The 19,558-nt window shown below is 43.0% G+C and carries 13 protein-coding genes; 2 read left to right on the top strand and 11 right to left on the bottom strand.

What is annotated here, in order from left to right; genetic code table 11:
- Positions 1 to 94: 94 nt before the first annotated feature.
- Together AC58QO_RS16665 and AC58QO_RS16660 are read right to left on the bottom strand one after the other, a co-directional pair.
- Complete coding sequence (locus AC58QO_RS16665) at positions 95 to 2,143, bottom strand: response regulator transcription factor (RefSeq protein ID WP_497267354.1); 2,049 nt, start codon at positions 2,141 to 2,143, stop codon at positions 95 to 97.
- Positions 2,144 to 2,308: 165 nt separating this feature from the next.
- Complete coding sequence (locus AC58QO_RS16660) at positions 2,309 to 2,692, bottom strand: VOC family protein (protein WP_497267352.1); 384 nt, start codon at positions 2,690 to 2,692, stop codon at positions 2,309 to 2,311.
- A 608-nt stretch (positions 2,693 to 3,300) separates the two neighbouring features.
- Here AC58QO_RS16660 and AC58QO_RS16655 point away from each other — a divergent pair.
- Positions 3,301 to 6,297, top strand: coding sequence for an S-layer homology domain-containing protein (locus tag AC58QO_RS16655; RefSeq protein ID WP_497267350.1), 2,997 nt, complete (start codon positions 3,301 to 3,303; stop codon positions 6,295 to 6,297).
- 132 nt (positions 6,298 to 6,429) lie between these two features.
- Here the strand turns inward: AC58QO_RS16655 and AC58QO_RS16650 are convergent, their stop codons facing one another.
- Complete coding sequence (locus AC58QO_RS16650; RefSeq protein ID WP_497267348.1) at positions 6,430 to 8,019, bottom strand: type 2 periplasmic-binding domain-containing protein; 1,590 nt, start codon at positions 8,017 to 8,019, stop codon at positions 6,430 to 6,432.
- A 356-nt stretch (positions 8,020 to 8,375) separates the two neighbouring features.
- Positions 8,376 to 8,870 carry a hypothetical protein gene (locus AC58QO_RS16645; protein WP_497267346.1) on the bottom strand — a complete coding sequence of 165 codons (495 nt, stop codon included), beginning with the start codon at positions 8,868 to 8,870 and terminating at the stop codon, positions 8,376 to 8,378.
- A 415-nt stretch (positions 8,871 to 9,285) separates the two neighbouring features.
- Between AC58QO_RS16645 and AC58QO_RS16640 the strand changes: the two genes are divergently transcribed.
- Positions 9,286 to 9,627: an HNH endonuclease gene (locus AC58QO_RS16640; RefSeq protein WP_497267344.1), complete on the top strand. Its 342-nt coding sequence runs from the start codon at positions 9,286 to 9,288 to the stop codon at positions 9,625 to 9,627.
- A 6-nt stretch (positions 9,628 to 9,633) separates the two neighbouring features.
- Here AC58QO_RS16640 and AC58QO_RS16635 read toward each other — a convergent pair whose 3' ends face one another.
- The 7 genes from AC58QO_RS16635 to AC58QO_RS16605 all read right to left on the bottom strand — a co-directional run bounded on the left by AC58QO_RS16635 (position 9,634) and on the right by AC58QO_RS16605 (position 19,265).
- On the bottom strand, positions 9,634 to 11,394 hold the full coding sequence (locus AC58QO_RS16635) for an alpha-L-fucosidase (protein WP_497267342.1): 1,761 nt from the start codon (positions 11,392 to 11,394) through the stop codon (positions 9,634 to 9,636).
- Between the two features lie 42 nt (positions 11,395 to 11,436).
- Positions 11,437 to 12,993 carry an ABC transporter substrate-binding protein gene (locus AC58QO_RS16630; protein WP_497267340.1) on the bottom strand — a complete coding sequence of 519 codons (1,557 nt, stop codon included), beginning with the start codon at positions 12,991 to 12,993 and terminating at the stop codon, positions 11,437 to 11,439.
- 29 nt (positions 12,994 to 13,022) lie between these two features.
- Positions 13,023 to 13,904 carry a carbohydrate ABC transporter permease gene (locus AC58QO_RS16625; RefSeq protein WP_497267338.1) on the bottom strand — a complete coding sequence of 294 codons (882 nt, stop codon included), beginning with the start codon at positions 13,902 to 13,904 and terminating at the stop codon, positions 13,023 to 13,025.
- 25 nt (positions 13,905 to 13,929) lie between these two features.
- A complete protein-coding gene (locus AC58QO_RS16620) occupies positions 13,930 to 14,859 on the bottom strand; it encodes an ABC transporter permease (RefSeq protein ID WP_497267336.1) in 930 nt (309 codons plus the stop codon).
- A 144-nt stretch (positions 14,860 to 15,003) separates the two neighbouring features.
- Positions 15,004 to 17,259, bottom strand: coding sequence for a helix-turn-helix transcriptional regulator (locus AC58QO_RS16615; RefSeq protein ID WP_497267334.1), 2,256 nt, complete (start codon positions 17,257 to 17,259; stop codon positions 15,004 to 15,006).
- Positions 17,260 to 17,934: 675 nt separating this feature from the next.
- The gene (locus tag AC58QO_RS16610; RefSeq protein WP_497267332.1) at positions 17,935 to 18,360 is read right to left on the bottom strand and encodes a DUF1801 domain-containing protein; all 426 of its coding nucleotides are present in this window, start codon (positions 18,358 to 18,360) and stop codon (positions 17,935 to 17,937) included.
- Between the two features lie 188 nt (positions 18,361 to 18,548).
- Positions 18,549 to 19,265, bottom strand: coding sequence for a PIG-L deacetylase family protein (locus AC58QO_RS16605; RefSeq protein ID WP_497267330.1), 717 nt, complete (start codon positions 19,263 to 19,265; stop codon positions 18,549 to 18,551).
- Between the last annotated feature and the right edge of the window lie 293 nt (positions 19,266 to 19,558).

Genomic DNA, 19,558 nt, shown 5'->3' with positions numbered 1-19,558 from the left:
TTAGTTCCTTAAGTATAGATATTATCCGAAAGTTGTATTAAAGGAGTATAGAAAAGGTGTATCGGGGACACAAAACACAACACACCGGACTGTTTCAATTCCGCGAATCTCTATTGAATAGGTTGATTAGCTGAACCCTGTTTTTAATCCCTAACTTTTCGAAAATATTAGATAAATGCTTTTTTACGGTGGCCTCGCTCAGAAACAATTCGTTTGCAATCTCTTTGTTGGAACTCCCTTTCATGACCAATTTCACGACATCATTCTCTCGGGGGGATAGCTGGTCATCAAAAATTGGATCGTCTTTTTTATCTGACAAGGGAAGGCCGAAGGAAGAGATCATTTTTTCCATATAGGGTAAAATTTTTTTTCCTCTCGCATCCATTACATAATAAGGAGTTGGCGTCTCGCCATCGTAATCGTAATGAACGATACCCTCTTTTTTATCCATTCCTAGGCTAAAAAGGATTGCTTCCGAAACGGGATTGGCCGTTGGAGAAGCAACAACATATCCTGCTGTCAATATATAGGTAATAATTGTGGATACTGCTGCTTGCATCACGCTCGGATCAAAGTAATCATATACATCGACAGCTTTAACAAAATAACCGGCTTTCGTATGCGTGCGAACGCTCAATTCTTTTCTCTCGGATTCGGAAATCTGATTAAAATAGGCGGCAGATACGGGGCTGGATCTTAAATAATCCATGGTAAGCTCGTTGATGGGAATGCTCACCATGACTCCGTAAATGTTACCTTTTTCGTTCCTTATGAGCTTTATGCAAGATGGGTCTAGCTCGTAAAGTTCTCTTAATTGTATTTGGTTTAATATAGTTAGGCTTTCCCTAGCCGTCATTAGATACGTGGCTTGCTGGTTTGTTTCCCGGTCCACGTATACTACGCTGCCATCTTTTGCTGTAAGCCGCCTCTGTCCTATATAATGCTCAGCTTCTGCCCAATTCGCGGGATGCAGCTGCTCCATACTATAAATTATCGACTGACGATATAAAAGAAATTGAATAAAGTGGTTTCCGATATAAAATAGAATTTCAGCGTTCTCCCAAGCGGCCATACCGCCCTTAGTGTTCCGTTTAATTTTATCAGAATAATAAACTGCAGAGCGCAACCAGAGCTGATTATACAAATCCGGACTTCGGTGGCGAAACTCAAACCCAATGGCATCGCGTAATAAGTCATGTAATAACCATCCGCGTTCAACCCGTTGCACGAAAGAATATGAAATTAATTTGTGAAATTGCTCGCTTGTGACGCTCTTCCCTAGAACATAATTCAGCAATTCGAGGTTGAAATGGCGTAATACGGACGCTACTTCTACGATTTCCTTCATATCCGGATCAGGGACTTCTTGAAGCCAGGTAGTGACAACGTGAGAAAATACGTCACGATCGTCTGGAACAAGCGATTGAGAAGTAGAGCCGACAAGCATCGTTGAGACAAGCAGCGAAAGTGTCAATGGATGACCCTTGGTTCTAGCCCATATCTGATGCGTGCTGTTTAGCTGTGTAATGCCGGACAGTTTCAAATATTTGTTAACCGATTCATAATTAAGTTCCGCTAGCGGCATTCTGGTAACGAGTCGCCTCCAACCCGGTGAGGTCAGCCAAGAGCCCTGCAAAGGAAATCTGCCGGATATGACTACGAGTATATCCGGTATCAAGCAGGGCAGCAGCCTCTCTCTTAGCCAGTGCTCAGCTTCTCCGAATGCTTCGAACGTATCCAGGGCTAAGATTAGTTTATCGCCGCTCGCATAGGATCGAATCGTAGCGACGCAAAGCTCCGTCAACTGATCGATAGCGGTCGTTTGCTCCAAACGATCGACTGGATGTTTGAACACACTTAGCAAGTGCAAGCAAATGTCATGTGCATTTCTCGGCAATACGCGGCAATCAACCATTAGGTACTTTGCTCCTGCCATAACGGAGATTCTTCGAAACTCATTCAAAAGATAACTTTTCCCTACACCGCTTGTTCCGTAAATATTAATGATGCCACCAGAAATAGGATCTGTGTACAAACGATTTTGAAATAGGCTGATTTCATGGTCACGTCCGACAAGGAGGCATTGTTCTATGAGATCAAATTCACTTAATTTCGGAATCTGGGAATCATTTTCTACTCTCATTTCAAGTGTCCTCCTATTAATATACTAAAAAACCAGCAGATCTATGGACGATTGCTGGTACTTTCCTTATATATTCAAAAATATTCGACTAATTCCAATATTCTATCCGTTCGTTACGAAAAGGCATCCAATCATTTGTTGCTTTCCAGGATGATCGAAGGATAGTTATGAATCGTACGATGCGTCTAATTCGATAATATTATGATCTGGATCCAAAATATAAATTTGAGCAAATCCAGCAACACTGTTAGGTCTTGCTTCGTAACTAACATCATTCATCTTTAGCCAATCGATTGTTTTTTCATAACTTTTTACCCAGATGGCAAAATGACCATCCACAGAGTCTATCCCGCTTTTTCGAAGGGTTTCGCCATTGGGGTGTTCAAGTAAATGAAGTTGTTGATCACCAACCGCAAACCAAATACCACTTGATTTAAAAGGTGGACGCTCAATTTCTTGGAATTTAAGGACTTCGGTATAAAATTCTCTTGAAATTTCTAGATCTCTAACAGCAAGACTCACATGGTGGATACGAACAAATTCAATCATTCTCCTATACCTCCTAGTTTATATTCCACTTTATTTTTTCGACTTTCTATACCAATTCCCTGCCTTTAAAGGAAGATCCGAAATACGCGAGGCAAGAATGAATGTGCATGAATATCACCTGATATACAAAAACCGCGATCCCAAAGGATCGCGGTTTCTATTGTAATGAGCTTTGGGGGAGCAGGATGGCTTTTTCATTCATCCCCCTCCACCGCCGTCGCTTCCACCACTATCATAGCCGTCACTGCTTCCAGGACTATTAGAACGCCATCTTCTATTTCTTTTTCTGTTTATTTTTTTTGTGAAGTTTCCAATTAGGGATATAAAGATAAGAAAAATAAATACATGCTATTAGCTTATTCGGTTTAGTTCTTTTGATTTCATTAAATTCGGCTTAAATCAATGAAAAAAAATGGATGCAGAATGGTAATAAAATCATCCTTTTCTACACCTTTGGGATAATATTGGTCTATTTATAGCTGTGGTAACATGAAATAATTAAGAAAAGTAATTCAGTAAAATCAACGCTGATCGTCTATGCAACCAAGATTACTTTTTCTAATTAAAAAATGGGAGGTGTTTTTATTTTTAGAAGAAGCTATAAATCATTGCTCCTGACATCCATTTTCCTGATGCTGTTCAGCATAGTCACTCCGTATCTAGCAGCTGCTGAAAGCAATAACAATGGTGGAGGTAAACCTGTTACTTTCAGCGATATTAAGTCGCATTGGGCTTACAACGAAATTATGGAACTTTCCGCAGCCAACATCGTGAGCGGATTTGAAGACGGAACTTTTCAGCCCTCTGGGCAAGTAACGCGTGAGCAGTTTCTGAAGATGCTTGTAGAGCTGCGGAAATATCCGCAAACCTCCAACAATGTTCCGTTTAAAGACGTCGAACAAGGTCGTTGGTCTGTGCCTTATATAGCGGCGGGGGTAAAGAACGGCATTTTACTTCTTAGCGATTTTCCAGATGGTTTTAAGCCAAGCCAGCCCATTACGCGATATGAAATGGCGGTTTGGATTGTCAGAGCGTTACAGCTTCCTCCTCAAAAGGAAGAAAAATTACTTGCAAAAGTAAATGATCAAGCGGATATTAAACAGAATCGTGACTTGATCGAAGCCGCGTTAGGTACGGGAATTATTCAAGGTTATCCAGACGGTACGTTCAAAGGCGGCAATAATTCTACTCGTGCGGAAGCTGCAGTTATGTTAGTTCGTGCTCTTCATTATACGCCGGGGCAATTGCCGACACCGGCGCCGGAAGGTACCCGCAAAATAGTCGAATACAAACCTGAAGTAAAACAAGGAAAAAGTACGAATTATTCGAAACGTGACGATGTTACATGGGTCATTAACGATCCGAACTTGAAGTTGAATGTTGGCGATGTGTTTGTTATGCCGCCGAATGATAAATATTTTGGCGGTATTGCAAAAAAGGTGGAATCCATCAGCCAAGAGAACGGTGCTTTTGTTGTGAAAACGTCCGTCCCTAAGCTGAGGGAGGTTTTCTCGAAGCTTGACATCCATACTACAGAAGCAATTAATCCAAAAATGCTCGTCGCAGTTGACCCTGCCATCCAAATTCATACAAATGAAGTAGCCATACAGGACACGTCATTAACTGCTCCCTGTTTCAATATTGCCTGGGATGACGCAAACTATGGAGGGCTTGTTTTTGATGCTCGTATGAACTTCTGTAACTTAGGTGTAAATGCAGATATTGGTATTGACGTTGATATTGATGTTGATTGGTTCGATGTAGACGTGGATATAGATTTCTACTCAAAACTAGTTCTACTTGGTGATATCACGACTAATGTGACATTGAGAGCTGCTGGAGCCGCAACGGAGTCCACATTCATTCCATTGACGGAATTCTATGTGCCCGTCTTTACTGGGGTATTCGTTAAAGGTAAGCTGGTTTTGAGAATCGATCCGAATTTTAGTGCATCAGTAGAAATTAAATTTGAGGACAAATTTCATCTCGAAGAAGGAATGAGCTTCTCATTTAGCGATGGTTTCCGATCCATTGATAAAACTACGAATACGGCAACTTTAGATGTAAACGCCATGGGGAATGCTAGTCTTGCCGTTGGTCCTGAATTTCAATTAACACTGACTTTATTAGATATGGCTTATGCTGGTATTGCACTTTATCCGGGGATACAGGGCGAGTTTAGTCAGACTGACGAACCGGGGCGATGCGACTCAATAGGTGTCAACGCTTTTCTTAAATTGGATGTGATCGCGGGCTATGATGTGTTAGTAGCATCAGATGAATTCAGGTTGAATTTGCTTAACTTAAACGCCAATCTCTTCCAGGAAGATATCCATTGTCCTCCCCCGCCGCCCGATAATTTGAAAGCTTCTTTAATTGACGTAAGGGAGACAAAAGGTAAGAATAATGAACTTCTCAGTATCCGAACCGATGTTATATTGAGTTGGAACAACGTAGATGGGGCTAAGAGCTATATTGTGAAACGTACGGATGCGTCTAGTGGTCAAATTAAAACCAATTCCCTCGACCGTGTTACGTTTCAAGATTCCACTGTACTGAAAGGGAATACGTACAACTATCAAATAATAGCAGTGAACGAACATGGTGAAAGCTTACCTTCCGTTAATTTGCCTGTTAAGATTGTGCCTGCACCGCCACAGAATTTAACTGCAGCAAGGAATGCTGAAGGCGTTATTCTCACTTGGGAGTCAGAAAGCAACATAATCAGCGGCTTTAAAAAGTACAACGTGAAGCGATTTAATACTGCCATCAATGACTTTGAAACCATTGCTGATAATGTCGAGACGAGATCGCACACAGATAAGAATGTAGATCTTAACAAAATTTACAGATACGTCGTTACGGCAGTGGATGGAAACGGGGAAAGTGAGCGCAGCAATGAGGCATCTGTGGGAAGAGGAGACATCATCGACTTAGCGCCAGGAGTTAATCTACCAAATGCCGGCCAATTTGTATTACCGCATACTCCCGACAATTTCACGGCATCAGCCGGAAACGGAAAGGTCACGCTTAGCTGGAACGCCGTTGCCGACGTAACAAGTTACAATGTCAAGCGTTCGATTGCTTCCGATGGTACCTATGCCACTATAGGCTCCAAGGTTAGCGGTACGACGTACACAGATACAACAGTTGAAAACGGTAAAACCTACTATTACAAAGTTACAGCTGTCAATAGTTTTGATAATGAAAGCAAGGACTCCATTATCAAAGAGGCTAAGCCGGTGTATGATCCTAATGACGTTATAATTATTCCGGGACCAATTAAACCAGTAATACCCGTAAACCCTCTACCTGTGCGAGTACTTACTCCTGAGAATTTCAATGCAGATACAAATATCGGAACCGGGAAAATTATCCTCAGTTGGAACGCAGTTGGAGGTGCGACTGGCTATAACGTGATGCGCTCAAACGCTGCGAACGGTACGTACCAGACGATAGGCTCCAGAGTCAGCGGTACGACGTACACAGATACAACAGCCGCAATTGGTACAACATACTACTACAAGGTCACAGCGGTAAATAATGTTTCTGAAAGCAATGCTACTCCTGTTAAATCTGCTACGCCGAGTTCTGGTATAAGGTAACTTAGGTCAATTAGAACGAGTCTTAACTTGGAATATTCATATAAGTTCAAAGGCATGTGTCACCCGTAACAGATGCGTTCTAAAGTGAAAAGCCAGCATGGCGGATGTCCCTCCTGCTGGCTTCTTTTCAACTTATTGCTTCCACTTTTGCGCTTCTGGACCGCGCAGCTTGTAGCCAATTTTCTTTTGATAAACGTCATTTGCTTCCTTCAGTGCATCGTTTCCGCCTTTAGACTTCCACTCTTCGATGACCTTCGGCCAATCCGAGATCGGCTCTTTGCCGTACACCATTTTGACCATATGCCCAATCAGTACTGGAGCTGCCGTATCAGACAAAGCGGCGATATCCGGATTTTTCACCATAGCTGGAAGCGCCACATCGAACTCAAGACCTCCACGTCCTTCATTCGGCAAAATCGTTTCGAACGTTTTGAGTAATGCTTGCCCTTCTGGCGTTGCATTCAAAATTTGCTTACGGTAAGCATCATCCTTCACCATATGAAGGAATCCGCTCAAATAACGTTGCTCGGAAACTTCCCCATCTGTCTTCGGGTTGATCGGCAGCGTCGTGTCAAACCATTTGTCTGCTTCTTCGGATACCTGCCATTCAAAGAATTTCAGAATGCCTGCAATTTTGTCTTTGTTAATTTTGGAGTTAATAAAGTATGCACGCGCTCCGGAGGAGTATAAGTAACCGCCGCCTTTGCTATCTGTTCCTACTGGGGAAGTAATAATTTTAATTTTCGCATCAGGCACAGCTGCCTTCAATTGTGTTTCCCATTGAATGAGCTCCTGAGCATTCATTTCCCACATGCCTGCTTTACCGGCCAAAATAATATTTTTGAAATTCGTCGGATTGATCGTTGCGAATTCTTTGTTGATCAGCCCTTCGTCAAACATCGTTTTATACGTTGTCAACGCTTTTTGCATATTACCGGTATCGAAAAATTTCGGCTGAACTTTGCCGTCAACTACTTCATATTGGCTCGAATACGGATATACATCGTAGGCTCCGAAGAATATATCGGCGTATTTAAAATCCTGACGACCCATGAACGGGTGCTCGACGCCAATCTTCTTGAAGGCGCGCAGCATTTCGAGATATTCGTCAACCGTTTTCGGATCCTTCGTAATACCTGCCTTCTTCATTAAATCTTCACGTACCCAAGTCGCTCTACGGGATGGCTGTGAAATAAATTCCGGAATCGCATAGATTTTGCCGTTGAGCGTTACTTCATCCCAAGCCGCTTGCGGAATTACCTTCAGCAAATTCGGCGCATGCTGCTTAATCAGATCGTTCAGCTCCAGGAATATGCCTGCTTGCACGGAGCCTGCTAGCTCTTTCCCGCTTGTGCCGGCGCCTGCTTGCACAACATCCGGAATGTCGCCTGTGGCAAACATTTGGACCATTTTCTTTTCAAATTCGGCATGAGGGACCAGTTGAATATCAAGGTCGGTATTCGTCTTTTTCTCGAGTTCTTTCACCCATTTGTCCTCGTTCAGGTTGGCTGCTTTTTCTACATAGTCAAAGTTAAGCGTACGTAACGAGATACTAAACTTCGTTGGGCCTTGCTGCGCCTTCGGCGTCTCTGCTGCGGGCTTAGCCGATTCTGCAGGCTTCGTATCAGCCGGCTTGCTAGTGTCGGCGCTATTTGAGCAACCGATCACGCCAACGCTTAATACAACCGCCATTGTACTCGCCATCCATTTCCAATTTCTCATAGAAATCCCTCATCCCATGATTTTTTACATGTAAGCGTTATCAATTTGTGTTGATTATATCGTAATGCATACTTATATTTGAAGAATATGGAGTAACTTTAGCTGTTGGAGTGTTTTTTTTAGGTATCGACATATTTCTTTAAAAAAATTATGCAAAATGCTAAATCGAAAAAGCTGCCGCTTGAGTGCGGACAGCTTTTCGTGGTAGGGCTTAATTGGCAATAACTAAATCAAAAGAGCTGCCGAAGCAGCGCCGCCCTTATCAACCAAAAATGTCTCGCTCTAAGCTCTTGTCTCTGTCTCCGTTGACAAGAACTTGATGTGTTTCCTTTGATAGGGGGCTTAAAATGGTTGTCTTACATCGTCGGACCTGGTGACTGAGTTGTATTATTTGTTTTAATAATCACTTCAATTCCTGGTTTTGGATAATTTTCCTGTTCGAAATTCTCCGGATCCTTTATTGTCCACGTAACGAAAGTTAAATATTCGTCATTTGGCGCACGAACTTCCTCAAATTCCGTTACAAGCTCTTCCCCAGAAGCTATAATTCTATATATGAGAGAAAGATTTGCTATATTTGCAGCTACTTTTCTGTCAACAATATTGACAGTACTAATATTGCCTGGCTGAAGCTCAACACCTAAAGCAACGTTACCTGTATTAAGATTCCTGCCAGGTTCGGAATCATTAGTGTTAGCTCCTTGCGCCAATCCGATCTTGCAAACGTAAATTGTTGATTTATTGTTTAGCGCAAACTCATGAGTACACTGTGCTTCCATATATGCCTTGTACTCCTTTTCAAAATCTTCTCTTTTTAGTTCCTCCGTTTTTAATTGCGCTAATTCTGTCATTATCTTTAATCGCTCCTAACATATTTTTGTTAAATTTTATATGCTCATTTTTAAATTTTGTTATTGAAAGCAAGCATTTAATGGTAATCTGTGCGGATTACTTCATTTCTATCCCAAGCACCGAATCCAAGACTAATGAAAAAGTGAGCAGAAGCCCTTTAAAGTAATTAGGGTTCTGCTCACTTTTCGTGTTTATCTTTTATAAATGGAAAAACAATGTATAAACAAAGAACTTTAAAGGTTTAATAATACGAAAAAGCCCCGCGGGGGCTTTCTCAGCGAGGCTTCTTGTTATCGAGCTTCTAAGGTATTTAACATATCCGATACTCTTCTCGTCTCCAACAGACATAACCACGTATCAAATAAACATATTGTCTGTGGTTATACTAACTTTAGCCTTAGGAGGCGATTGACTATGATACGAGTACTCAATGTGGATGGCCAAAAACTAACCCCATGTTTACTTCACCGGGCTTGGAGGGAAGTTAATCGAGCCCGTGCAGTCTGGATCGACGAGCAGACAATCCAATTACTTTACAACCCATTTTTATTTCGAGACTATCGAAAAGCTGCATTATATCGGGATCATTACTCTTGTTTGTGGTGTGGACGTCCCGCAACGACTGTAGATCATATTGTCCCTTCAAGTAAAGGAGGCTCGGATCTTCCCCAAAATTTACTCGCTTCTTGCACTGAATGCAATACCTTACCCTCTCCTCATTTTCAGAGACCACCGGATAGCGCAATAAATCGCTGATTGCATCTAAATCAAAACATCAACATGAATCAATTGGAAAGTTCCCGATCCGCCATAATTGCTAAACGCTGTGAACCGGACATGCGAAGTCGAAACGGGTGAAAACAGAATGACTTGCTTGCCCCGCTGATTCCGCAGTTCACCACGCAAGACTGGTTCCTCCCAATGGATTCCGTCTTGACTTACATGAACTTCAAATGCCTTAATTCGTTCGCTGACAGGGGCAGCGTAACCACCTTCGGCGACTGCGCCAGTCTCTGGCTGAACCAAGCTTAATCCTCTGACAGAGGCTTCGACTGCCAAGTTCAACGTCAAAGTTTGCGGCCAGTTATTGACCGTAGCTCCTCTGAACATCCGTCCATAATGTCCGTCCAATACGTTAACGGCAGGCCAGTACGGAAGCTCAGAGCTTGCGCTTACGGTAATCTGATCTCTCGCAACGATTCTCAAACTGGACATCGTCGTCAGCTTAAGAACCGTATCACCATCAACTTCGTTGGTTTCCCAAGTAGGGATGTTGATCGTCAACATTCCGTCAAGCTGCTCGAAAGTGAGTTCATTGCCCGTTTTTAAATCCGTTACTTGCTCCACGTTATAACCCGCATCTGGTAAGACCAGTTCGTTGCCTACCGGGGGAATCAACACATGCAAGAAATGCGTATTTCCTCCGGGAACCAAAGTTGTCACGCCATATGAACCCTCATTCCAATAACCTGGAGGGAACCCTTTCTGGCCGTGGCCGCCACCTACCGTTCCGTAGATCGATTCGAAAGCCCAGGACATGAACCGTTCGAAATGTGCGGTGAAATCCTCGACGACTTCCGGAAAGTCACCCCCGATCTTCGGACCGTAACCCAGATGGGCGTTCCAGGAAGAACCCGCGATGGTAACGATCCGCTTGACGAACGTCTGATTGCTCGCGACATTCGCATAGTTCATCTCGTAGCTGTTCCAATCTGGCTTGCCTTCCCCTAGATAAAACCAATCCCATTTCATCTTAAAAGCGAATTCTTTATCGCCAGCGCCAACCCAAGTGCCGCTCGTATAATCAAACTCCGGAACGCAAGCTTTGCCGAAGTCCTCGAGCGCCATCGCATCTTCTTCTTCGACGGGGCCGTTGCTGAAATCATTGTTGATTAGGATGAGTTCTTCTTTCAACCGATGGAGCCTACCGAAAATCTCTTTCGCCTCAATCTTGTCGTGATACCCATCAAACCAAAATCCTGCGATTTGGGGATAGTTCGCGACTAACTCTGTCATTACGTCCATACTGTAAGTCAGGTATCCATCGCGGGCTACGATATCGATGTTCTCATCGTTTTTGTAATCGCGATAAGCTTGCCGATCTAACCAATGAACCCCGTGATGATAGGCATTTTTGGAATCCCGGTTGATGTAGACGACAATTCGAATGCCTTCCGAGTCAGCAGCTTCGATAAGCTCTTTCAAGTAGTCTCGCTTTGTGCATGGACTTCCGGGCACCGAAGAGGGCCATATTTTCAAATAACCCATATCACAATGAAACGTAGCGACCGTAATATACTTGGCCCGAAGGCGCTTAGCAGTGGATACCCACCGCTGAGCGCTCCAGCCGGATTGTGCTGCTGCCTGTTCGAAAGCCTCGACGGTCTCGTAGCAGTAGGGTGTTCCAGGGGCGAATGGATCCTGAACATAATCTCCTGTGCGCATGCCCCAATGCAAGAACAGACCAATTCGCGCATCGCGGTACCAAGTACGCAGCCGCTCTTCTCTATCTAATCTGTTCATTCCGTTGTAACCTCCGTTAAGCGATCGATTATTGCCTACCGATTAGTTTTGAGCTTTCCATGCATTCACTTGTTTTTGAGCTTCCTGAATAATTTTGTCCAGACCCGCTTTTTGCAGACGGTCAAGGAAATCAGGAAGTTTCTTGGCAGGATCGATCGCACCAGTATTCAGACCTGGCAAATATTCGTCAAGGACGGATTGCACATTGGCGATTTCGGTCGTAACCGAGCTAGGATCGAATTTGAAGCCTACGATAAGCGTTGGTTTAGCATCCTGGTTCGTTTTCTTTTGGACTGCGAACGTATCCGCCGGTTGACCATCAAGCAAATAGCCATTGAACGTATCGCCGTAGACCCAAGCGGAGTTAGGAGCATAGCCTCCGTCTTGTTTGATTTTGATCACGTCGCCGGTTTTAACGAAATGCTTGCCCTCGATTCCGTAGGCGACCGTATTAAACAATTGTTTATCCGTGTTGAGCAAGTTTAGGAACATCATCGCACGCTCAGGATTTTTGGAGTTTTTACCGATGGCGTTGACGGTTGCTATACCTGGGTTGGAGCTCACTAGGAAATTAGTCAAAGGAGCGAATACAACCGGTTTGCTGTTATAACGGTTATTGGAGACGGAAACTTCCGTTCCCGGATTCAGACCGTTGGAGTACGTGATCACGCCTCTGCCAGCTTTCGTTACGTCATCTACTGTTTTGAGCGTTGGAGCGTCTACGTTGATATATCCTTTTTGATACCAACCCCTTACGACATCCAGATAGTGCTTATATTCAGGGGATGCGTAAACGTTGAACAGCTTGATCGAATTGTCCGAATTGTAGAATCCGACAGGAGGATTGCTCGTGATCGGAACGGTATCCATGCCTTGCGCATTGGTCAAATAACCGAACATTCCGTTACGGTCCATGACGATTGGCGAAATCTTCGCATCGCCTGCTTTGATTTTGCTAAGAAGCGGCTCGATATCTTCCAACTTCTTAACAGAAGCAACGTCGAGACCGTATTTGGTGATCGCTTCTTGCGGAACGATATATCCTTCGCGGCCAGTTACGCTCTGATAGCTGGGCACACCTAAGATGTGGCCGCCTACTTGCACCTGTTTCCACATGAATTCCGGCAATGACGCTTTTAGATCGGCGCCGTATTTGGTAAGCAAATCATCGAGATTAGCGAAAATGCCTTTGTTGGCATTGCCGACGTAATCGAACAACCAATTGGAAGTCCAGGCAATATCGAAACTTTCACCGGAAGCTGCTACAGTGTTCATGCGTTGGTTGTAATCACCGAAATCGATCGGCTTAAGCTTCACCGTTGCGTTGATTTTGGCTTTCGTAATTTTGTTGACAGCCTCTTCTACCGAGTTCAAGTCGGCTTGAGCGTTAGGCTGCGGATAGTACCATACCAATTCCACCGGATTCAAAGCCGGAACTGCGCTTGCGGCAGTGGATGCAGACGGACTCGCGGACGGGTTAGCTGCGCTTGCGGAAGGCGATGGATTCGAAGTGTTGCTATTGCTGCAAGCCGATAGAACGAGCAAAGAGCTTGCTACCATGAAAACCCCTGTTTTTTTGCCGATTAATTTACGAACCATTGACTTTTTCCCCCTAAAATGAGTTTTCTTTACCCTTTAATCGCCCCAACGGTTAATCCGGATATGAAATACTTTTGAAAAAATGGGAAAATGATCATCATAGGACCAGCTGCTAATACGGTCATGGCCATTCTGGCAGATAAGCTTGGAAGCTTAGATACATCGATGTTGAATTGCTGAGCGATCATGCTACCTTTTAAGAATTCGATCGTGTTCATGTTGCGGTACAAAAGCAATTGGAGTGGAACAAATTTCTGATCGTCTATCAAAAGCAATCCGTAGAACCAGTCGTTCCAGTAACCGAACGCGAGCATAAGCCCAATCGTGACCAGTGCCGGCTTTGACAATGGCAGTGCGATCTGTAAGAAAATTCGCCATTCGCTAGCTCCGTCCATCTTCACCGATTCGATGATCTCTCCGGGAATCTTGGAAAAAAACCCTTTCATGATCATGACGAAAAAAGGATTGATCAGCAAGGGCAAAATTAGTGCCCACAACGTATTACGAAGATGGAGATATTGCGTCATTAAAATGTAGAGAGGTACAATTCCACCTTGAAACAACATCGTGAAAAATACATAAAAGGTAAGCGGTCCACGATATCGGAAGTCTTTGCGGGATATCGTATACGCGGTCATCGCGGTTAGCAGCAAGCCCGCAACCGAACCAATCACAGTAACCAATACCGTCACACCGTAAGCATGCACGATTGCTCTCGAAGATTTGATCATCACGCGGTAACCGAGCAAGCTCAATTTCTCCGGTATCCACTTATATCCATCATTAATTAACAACGATTCGTCGGATAACGAAATGGAGATGACGAGAAGTAAAGGGATTAGCATGACAGCCGATACGAACACGAATATCGTATTTATAACAACTTGCCCGTTGGAAAGCTTTTGCTTCATTTCGGATACTTCCTTTCAGTCCAACTTACCAGAGCGCGTTTTCTTCGTTGATTTTACGGATGATATAATTGGTGACTAAAACAAGCACAAGTCCTACGACAGATTGGTACAGCCCTACTGCGGTTGACATCCCCAGATCCCCGATCGTACGAAGCGTCCGAACAACATAAGTATCGATGACGTCCGTAGCCGGATATAAGAAGCTTGAATCGTTAGGGATATAGTAGAACAACCCAAAATCTGCGCGGAATATGCCTCCGATCGCTACGATAAGCAAGATAACAACCAACGGAATCAACGATGGAATCGTAATCTTCCGAACCATCTGCCATTTACTAGCACCGTCGATTCTAGCCGCTTCGTAATAACTGGGATCGATGGCTATCACACCTGCAAAATAGACCAGCGTTTGAAATCCAACTGCTTTCCATAATTGCACAATAATGATGATCGCCGGCCAATACTTTGCTTCCTGGTACCAGTTCGTCGGTTGGAAACCAAAAGAAGTTAGCAGCGTGTTCAGCGAACCGTGCTGGTAGTTAAGAAATCCCAACGTGATGTAACCGACGACGACCCAAGATAGAAAATAAGGTAGAAACAATATTGTCTGGTGAATCTTGAACCATCGTTTGGACAATTCGTTCATCATGATCGCGAGAGCCAATGCGATGACAGTTGTCAATATAATGAAGGCTAAATTGTACATTAAAGTGTTTCGCGTAACCCTCCAAGCCAAATCGGAAGTAAAGAAGAATTTGAAATTTTGAAAACCGACCCAGTCGCTCCCCAATATGCCCTTACTATAATTGTAGTTCTTGAAAGCGATCAACAACCCTAACAGCGGCAGGTAATAAAAGATGAATTTATAAATAAAACCGGGCAAGCTTAGCAGGAGCAATTCCTTGTTTTTTCGAACGTGTTTCATTTCCCGTAAAATCCAATTCAACTTTATCACCTCCTTCCTGCCCTTAGTATGGCACCAGTCCGTGAAGAGTCCTACTGCTAGAACGGAAAAACACTAAACAAATGAACTGCTCATTTCTCGTTTTTCTGCTCAGAACAGAAAAGAACCTTCATACAGAAGGCTCGTTTCCACTGGTTATTCGTTGCTCAAGATATGTTTGGTGCGTAATTCCCTTGGCGTAAGGCCCAAAGATTGCTTGAAAATTTTATAAAAGTAACTTTCACTCACGAAACCGACGTTATACATGATTTGGGTAATCGTTATATCCGTATTCTGGAGTTCTGCTACCGCCTGCATGATACGAACTTTGTTAATGTAATCGTTCAAGGAGATGGATTCGCTTTGTTTGAAAACTTTGCTCAAATGCGCTGTGCTCATCTTGAGTTTCGTCGCAAGAAATTGAAGGCTGAGATTTGGATCTGAATAGTGTTTTTCAATAGCTTCTTTGAGCGCGTCCACCAATATGCGATTTTTGTCTTCGGTGCTGGTTTGACGCGATTCCGTTATTTGTTGGAACAGCTCCATGTATAAAACGAAGATGTTATCCAGCGTTTCTTGTTCGAGTACCCTTCGATTAAAGGAAATAAGCGATGCTTTGACGGAATGGGCTTTGTCGAGATTCATTTCTTTCAAATGATTGACGGTAATCGAAGTCAGATACTGCAACGATTGGATCAAATGATCGTGCCGGAAGGTTGAAAGCTGTTTGAAAATTTGGATAAGCTGAAGCTCGATTGTTTTCAAGTTCGCGGAACGAACACTTTCCAGCCACTTTTTCTCCATCTGATAATCCAGCTGCGCAACTTCGCTTCTCTCGTTAATCGCTATCCGCTCCGGGGTTATCAAAGCAGAAGTTCCGTAAATGATCCGGTATTCGAATTGCAGTAGTGCTTGCCCGTAAGCTTCCGATATTTGTTCGTGATCATGGACAACTGGGCTAACTGAAGCGCATATCCCAATTTTATAATAACTCCGCACGACCTCCTGCAAATTACTGAGGATACTCGGTAGTTCAATTTCTATCTTGTTCAACTTAGATTCGGGCACAGACAATAACAAAGTTACGAACTCATTGCCCAATAGAATGCTTTCGTTGGAAGCGATAGCGCTTATCATCTCTTCTGCTATGTTCTGGACGGCGAATTTCAGCAAATGTCCCTCCTGGGATTTGTTGCCGCCGAAGCTAAGCAGACAAACGATATACGCTCCACCCTGTTCCACAAGCTTCAAACCGTGCAGGCGGACCTGGTCGGAAAACTCCTGCAAATTCATCGTCTGTCTTTCTAGCAGCAAGCGGCGAAGAAAGTAATCTTTGGCGATGTTATCTGTCGCTTTTTTCCCTGATTCGAGTTTGACCATCTTCTCCAACATGCGCTGATTAAACTGGGAGAGGAACGAGAGTTCATCTTTGCTGCTTCCGATGCCGTCTTGACTGTCCGGTACTCCCCGCACAGCTTGAATTAAACTCCCAATCGGCTTGTACAATTTCATTGAAATAACCGTCGAAGCTATTAAGGATAATATAATAAAGCAGCTTAACAGCAACAAAGAAAAAGATCTGATTTGGTCGAGGGTTCCAAATACGACTTGATAGGACTGAATTCCGACTAATTTCCATCCGGTTGCGGCCGATGTAGTGAACATGACTATTTTTTTGTTCTTGCCTTCGCCGATAATGAAGGTTCCTTCCGTCTCCGTTTTAGACTGGAGGCTCGCAATCATATTCTGTTGAACGGAGCTATTACTGGAATCCTTCGTCAAAAGTGTGTTATTCACATCAAATATCATGATTTCGCCCAACATGCTATCTGCCAATCCATTAATGGATTGGATATTATCAAAAAGCCACTGGGGCTTTACGTTCACCATCAGTACGCTTCCTTGCTCTTGATAGAAGTCGGTTAACAATTGTCGATCTTTCTTGCCGTCCGATACATGGATGGGAATTAACTTCAGATTGGCGAAATCGTTGTGCTGACTCCTGTACTGTTCCAAAGGATTCGATATAGTATCCTTCTCGCATTGAACTGGGCTGGATTGAGGCGAGATATAGTAACAACCGTTATGCGAATTGTAAATAATAACAGAATCCAAAAATAAGTTCGTATTCACGAGATAATCAAACTTCTGGAGGCGATTATACAGATCGAATATATCCATGTCGCGACTTTGCATAAGTACGGAAATATCTTGGTTGTAGAAAGAAGAGATCGTGAGATTCGTAACAGTCGCATACAAATTGTCGATGTTATAGTTAACTTGCTTGAGAACTTTGCTCGTCGATTCCTGCTGCAGCTTCATCGCATTACTCTTGGCAAAAGAATAGAACAAAAAACCGAATATGATCAACATAATAGATGCCAATAACGTAAGTGAAATCAGCAATCGCATAAAATATTTCCTTGATCGGTAAAAATCCAATAGTTTCATTTCAGAGATCACCATCCGTCTGTATGCGCTATCATTTAATTCTATTATGGAATCGTCTGTTTTGGAACTAGTATTTGGGGAGAACGAACATTTAGAGTTTTGAAGTGCAAGAAGCCAGTAAATAGAGTTCGCTGGCTTTTCTTTTATGGCCAAATGCCACTAACGGTGCCCCCTGTCGTTTGCATGGCATCCGATTGTGTATCAGCTGCCGTCAGTCGCGATTGAATTATCGTTCTCCCTTTGAGCGAAATGAACATTTAACAAAAAAGGATTATTTATTCTGTACCTAATTGCTCATTTACCATTTTCCGGAAGCACAACTAGTTCAGTTAATTCAATAGCCGTTAGAGGTGATATCAGGCAAAATCACTAGATACTGATTTATTCTCGTAATCTTGCTGATCCTTTGCTTTAGTTGGTCAAAAACTCGATGCTCATCCTCCATATTCTCACCTTGAAACCCCACTAAATTGACAGCTTGCTCTGAAGGGATTAGAAGCACCACTGTTGGCTAATGCAACAATGCCAATTAGAAGTACAGCTGTTTGATTACCGAACAAAGACCTTCTTTATAAAATTTCTTCTCGTTCAATTCACAACTGTTTGAAGATCGCAACAAAGGTTATTAGAAGTTCGTTATTCTGTCACCTCAACCCCAAATCGTATTGCGGCTTCAAGTATATCAACGTTTATATCTTTTAGCGTTTTGAACTTAATGCAATATCCACTCACACTCGCCTTACCGATTTTTTTTCCATATGTCTGGGTTAAGTAGTTCTTATCCTTTATACCAAGTATATAGACAGAGATTCCGGTTTTGTTTGCACTGATACCAATTTGATAAAACTCTCTGATCTTTCCATCAGCATATTTTATGGTGTGAAATCCATATCCTATATTAGGATTAGAAACAGTTATATTTTCATTGTTTTTACCATCCAAGAACCATAATTTACATGCTGGCATTACTTGCAGAATGATGCGGTGCAACTCTTGCATATCACTACGTTTTGGTTCAGGTTGGCTGTTAATATACTTTTCGATTTGTTCTTGTACGTTCATTTAAAATGCCACCCTTTTAAATTATTTGTTAATAACATTTTCCTTTTAGCAGATTACATTTCAATGGTACGAAGTCGTAGAGGGTAAACCTTATTAGGGGCTAACCGACCGCAGCATCAACCATACTCTACTGCCCTATAGTTTTATAACTAAAAGAGACCCACAGCAAAGGGGCTGCGGATCTAAACTTAAGAGCTGGCATTTAATCCGTGGGTCAAATCATTAAGAACTGGCTTGAAATCTTCTCCGAACAATTCAAACGGAATACTACTACTACTCTTTACTGTTTCAACCACAAGGGCAACAGGAATTGGTGAAGTAGTATAACAGCTCAGAGCTCGAGTCATTGCATCCAAATCCTGAGGACGCAAAGGTAAAACGCAATCGATCTGCTCCTTATGTGAGAAAAATATACGAGGACCTCCTTTTGTATCGATTTCCTCCGAAAATGTAATAAAAGCCAATCTTTGTAAAAAATTAAAACCTTTGTCCCTCATATCAACAAAGACCCTTTTAACGATGGCATGAATCGTGAGATGATCGGGATGGCCACTGATTCCGTGCACTGGCAGTGTAACTAATATTGCGGGTTGAATTTCATTAATATGCTCCGCAATGGCTTGTTCAATGATTCGCGGATCCAATCGGTCAAGTCCGCTATCTGGGAAGTCCAGCACCTTAAGTCCACTTACTCCGAGTGTTTCTGCCGCTTGCTGTAATTGCTTATATCTAACTTCCCCCATTTCCTCGACTGTTAAGCCAAGCGGAAGTCGTTGAACGGTAGCTCCTCCTTTCGTGAGCGTCAGCAGAAATACTTCGTGCCCTTGTTCAAGTTGTTGGTTAATGGCTAATGCAGCTCCAAAAGATTCATCGTCAGGATGAGGGTTCACATATAGGATTTTCAATTCAGATCCCTCCTTCATCTAATCATATCTCGTTATTTCTAAGATTTTTGTTCCAGCGCTCCCTTCAGGGTATTCGTGATGAAACTAAATTATTCTGCACATAGCGCAATCATGATATTTCTCGTCAGTGCGTATAGGCGTGTATCGCGGCCAGCATTGGTTTACCAATCTTTTCGATATTCAGCTAAATGAGATTTACCGGCTTCATCGAGCATTTGGAAGCGATTCTGGCTGTCAATATAGTGCTGGTAGTATGTATTAAGTTGTGCATACTATTCTATTGCGCCGTTTTA

Source organism: Paenibacillus sp. J31R30 (assembly GCF_059692115.1).
The sequence above is the reverse complement of the archived record's forward strand: the minus strand, read 5'-3'. Positions and strand labels throughout refer to the sequence as shown.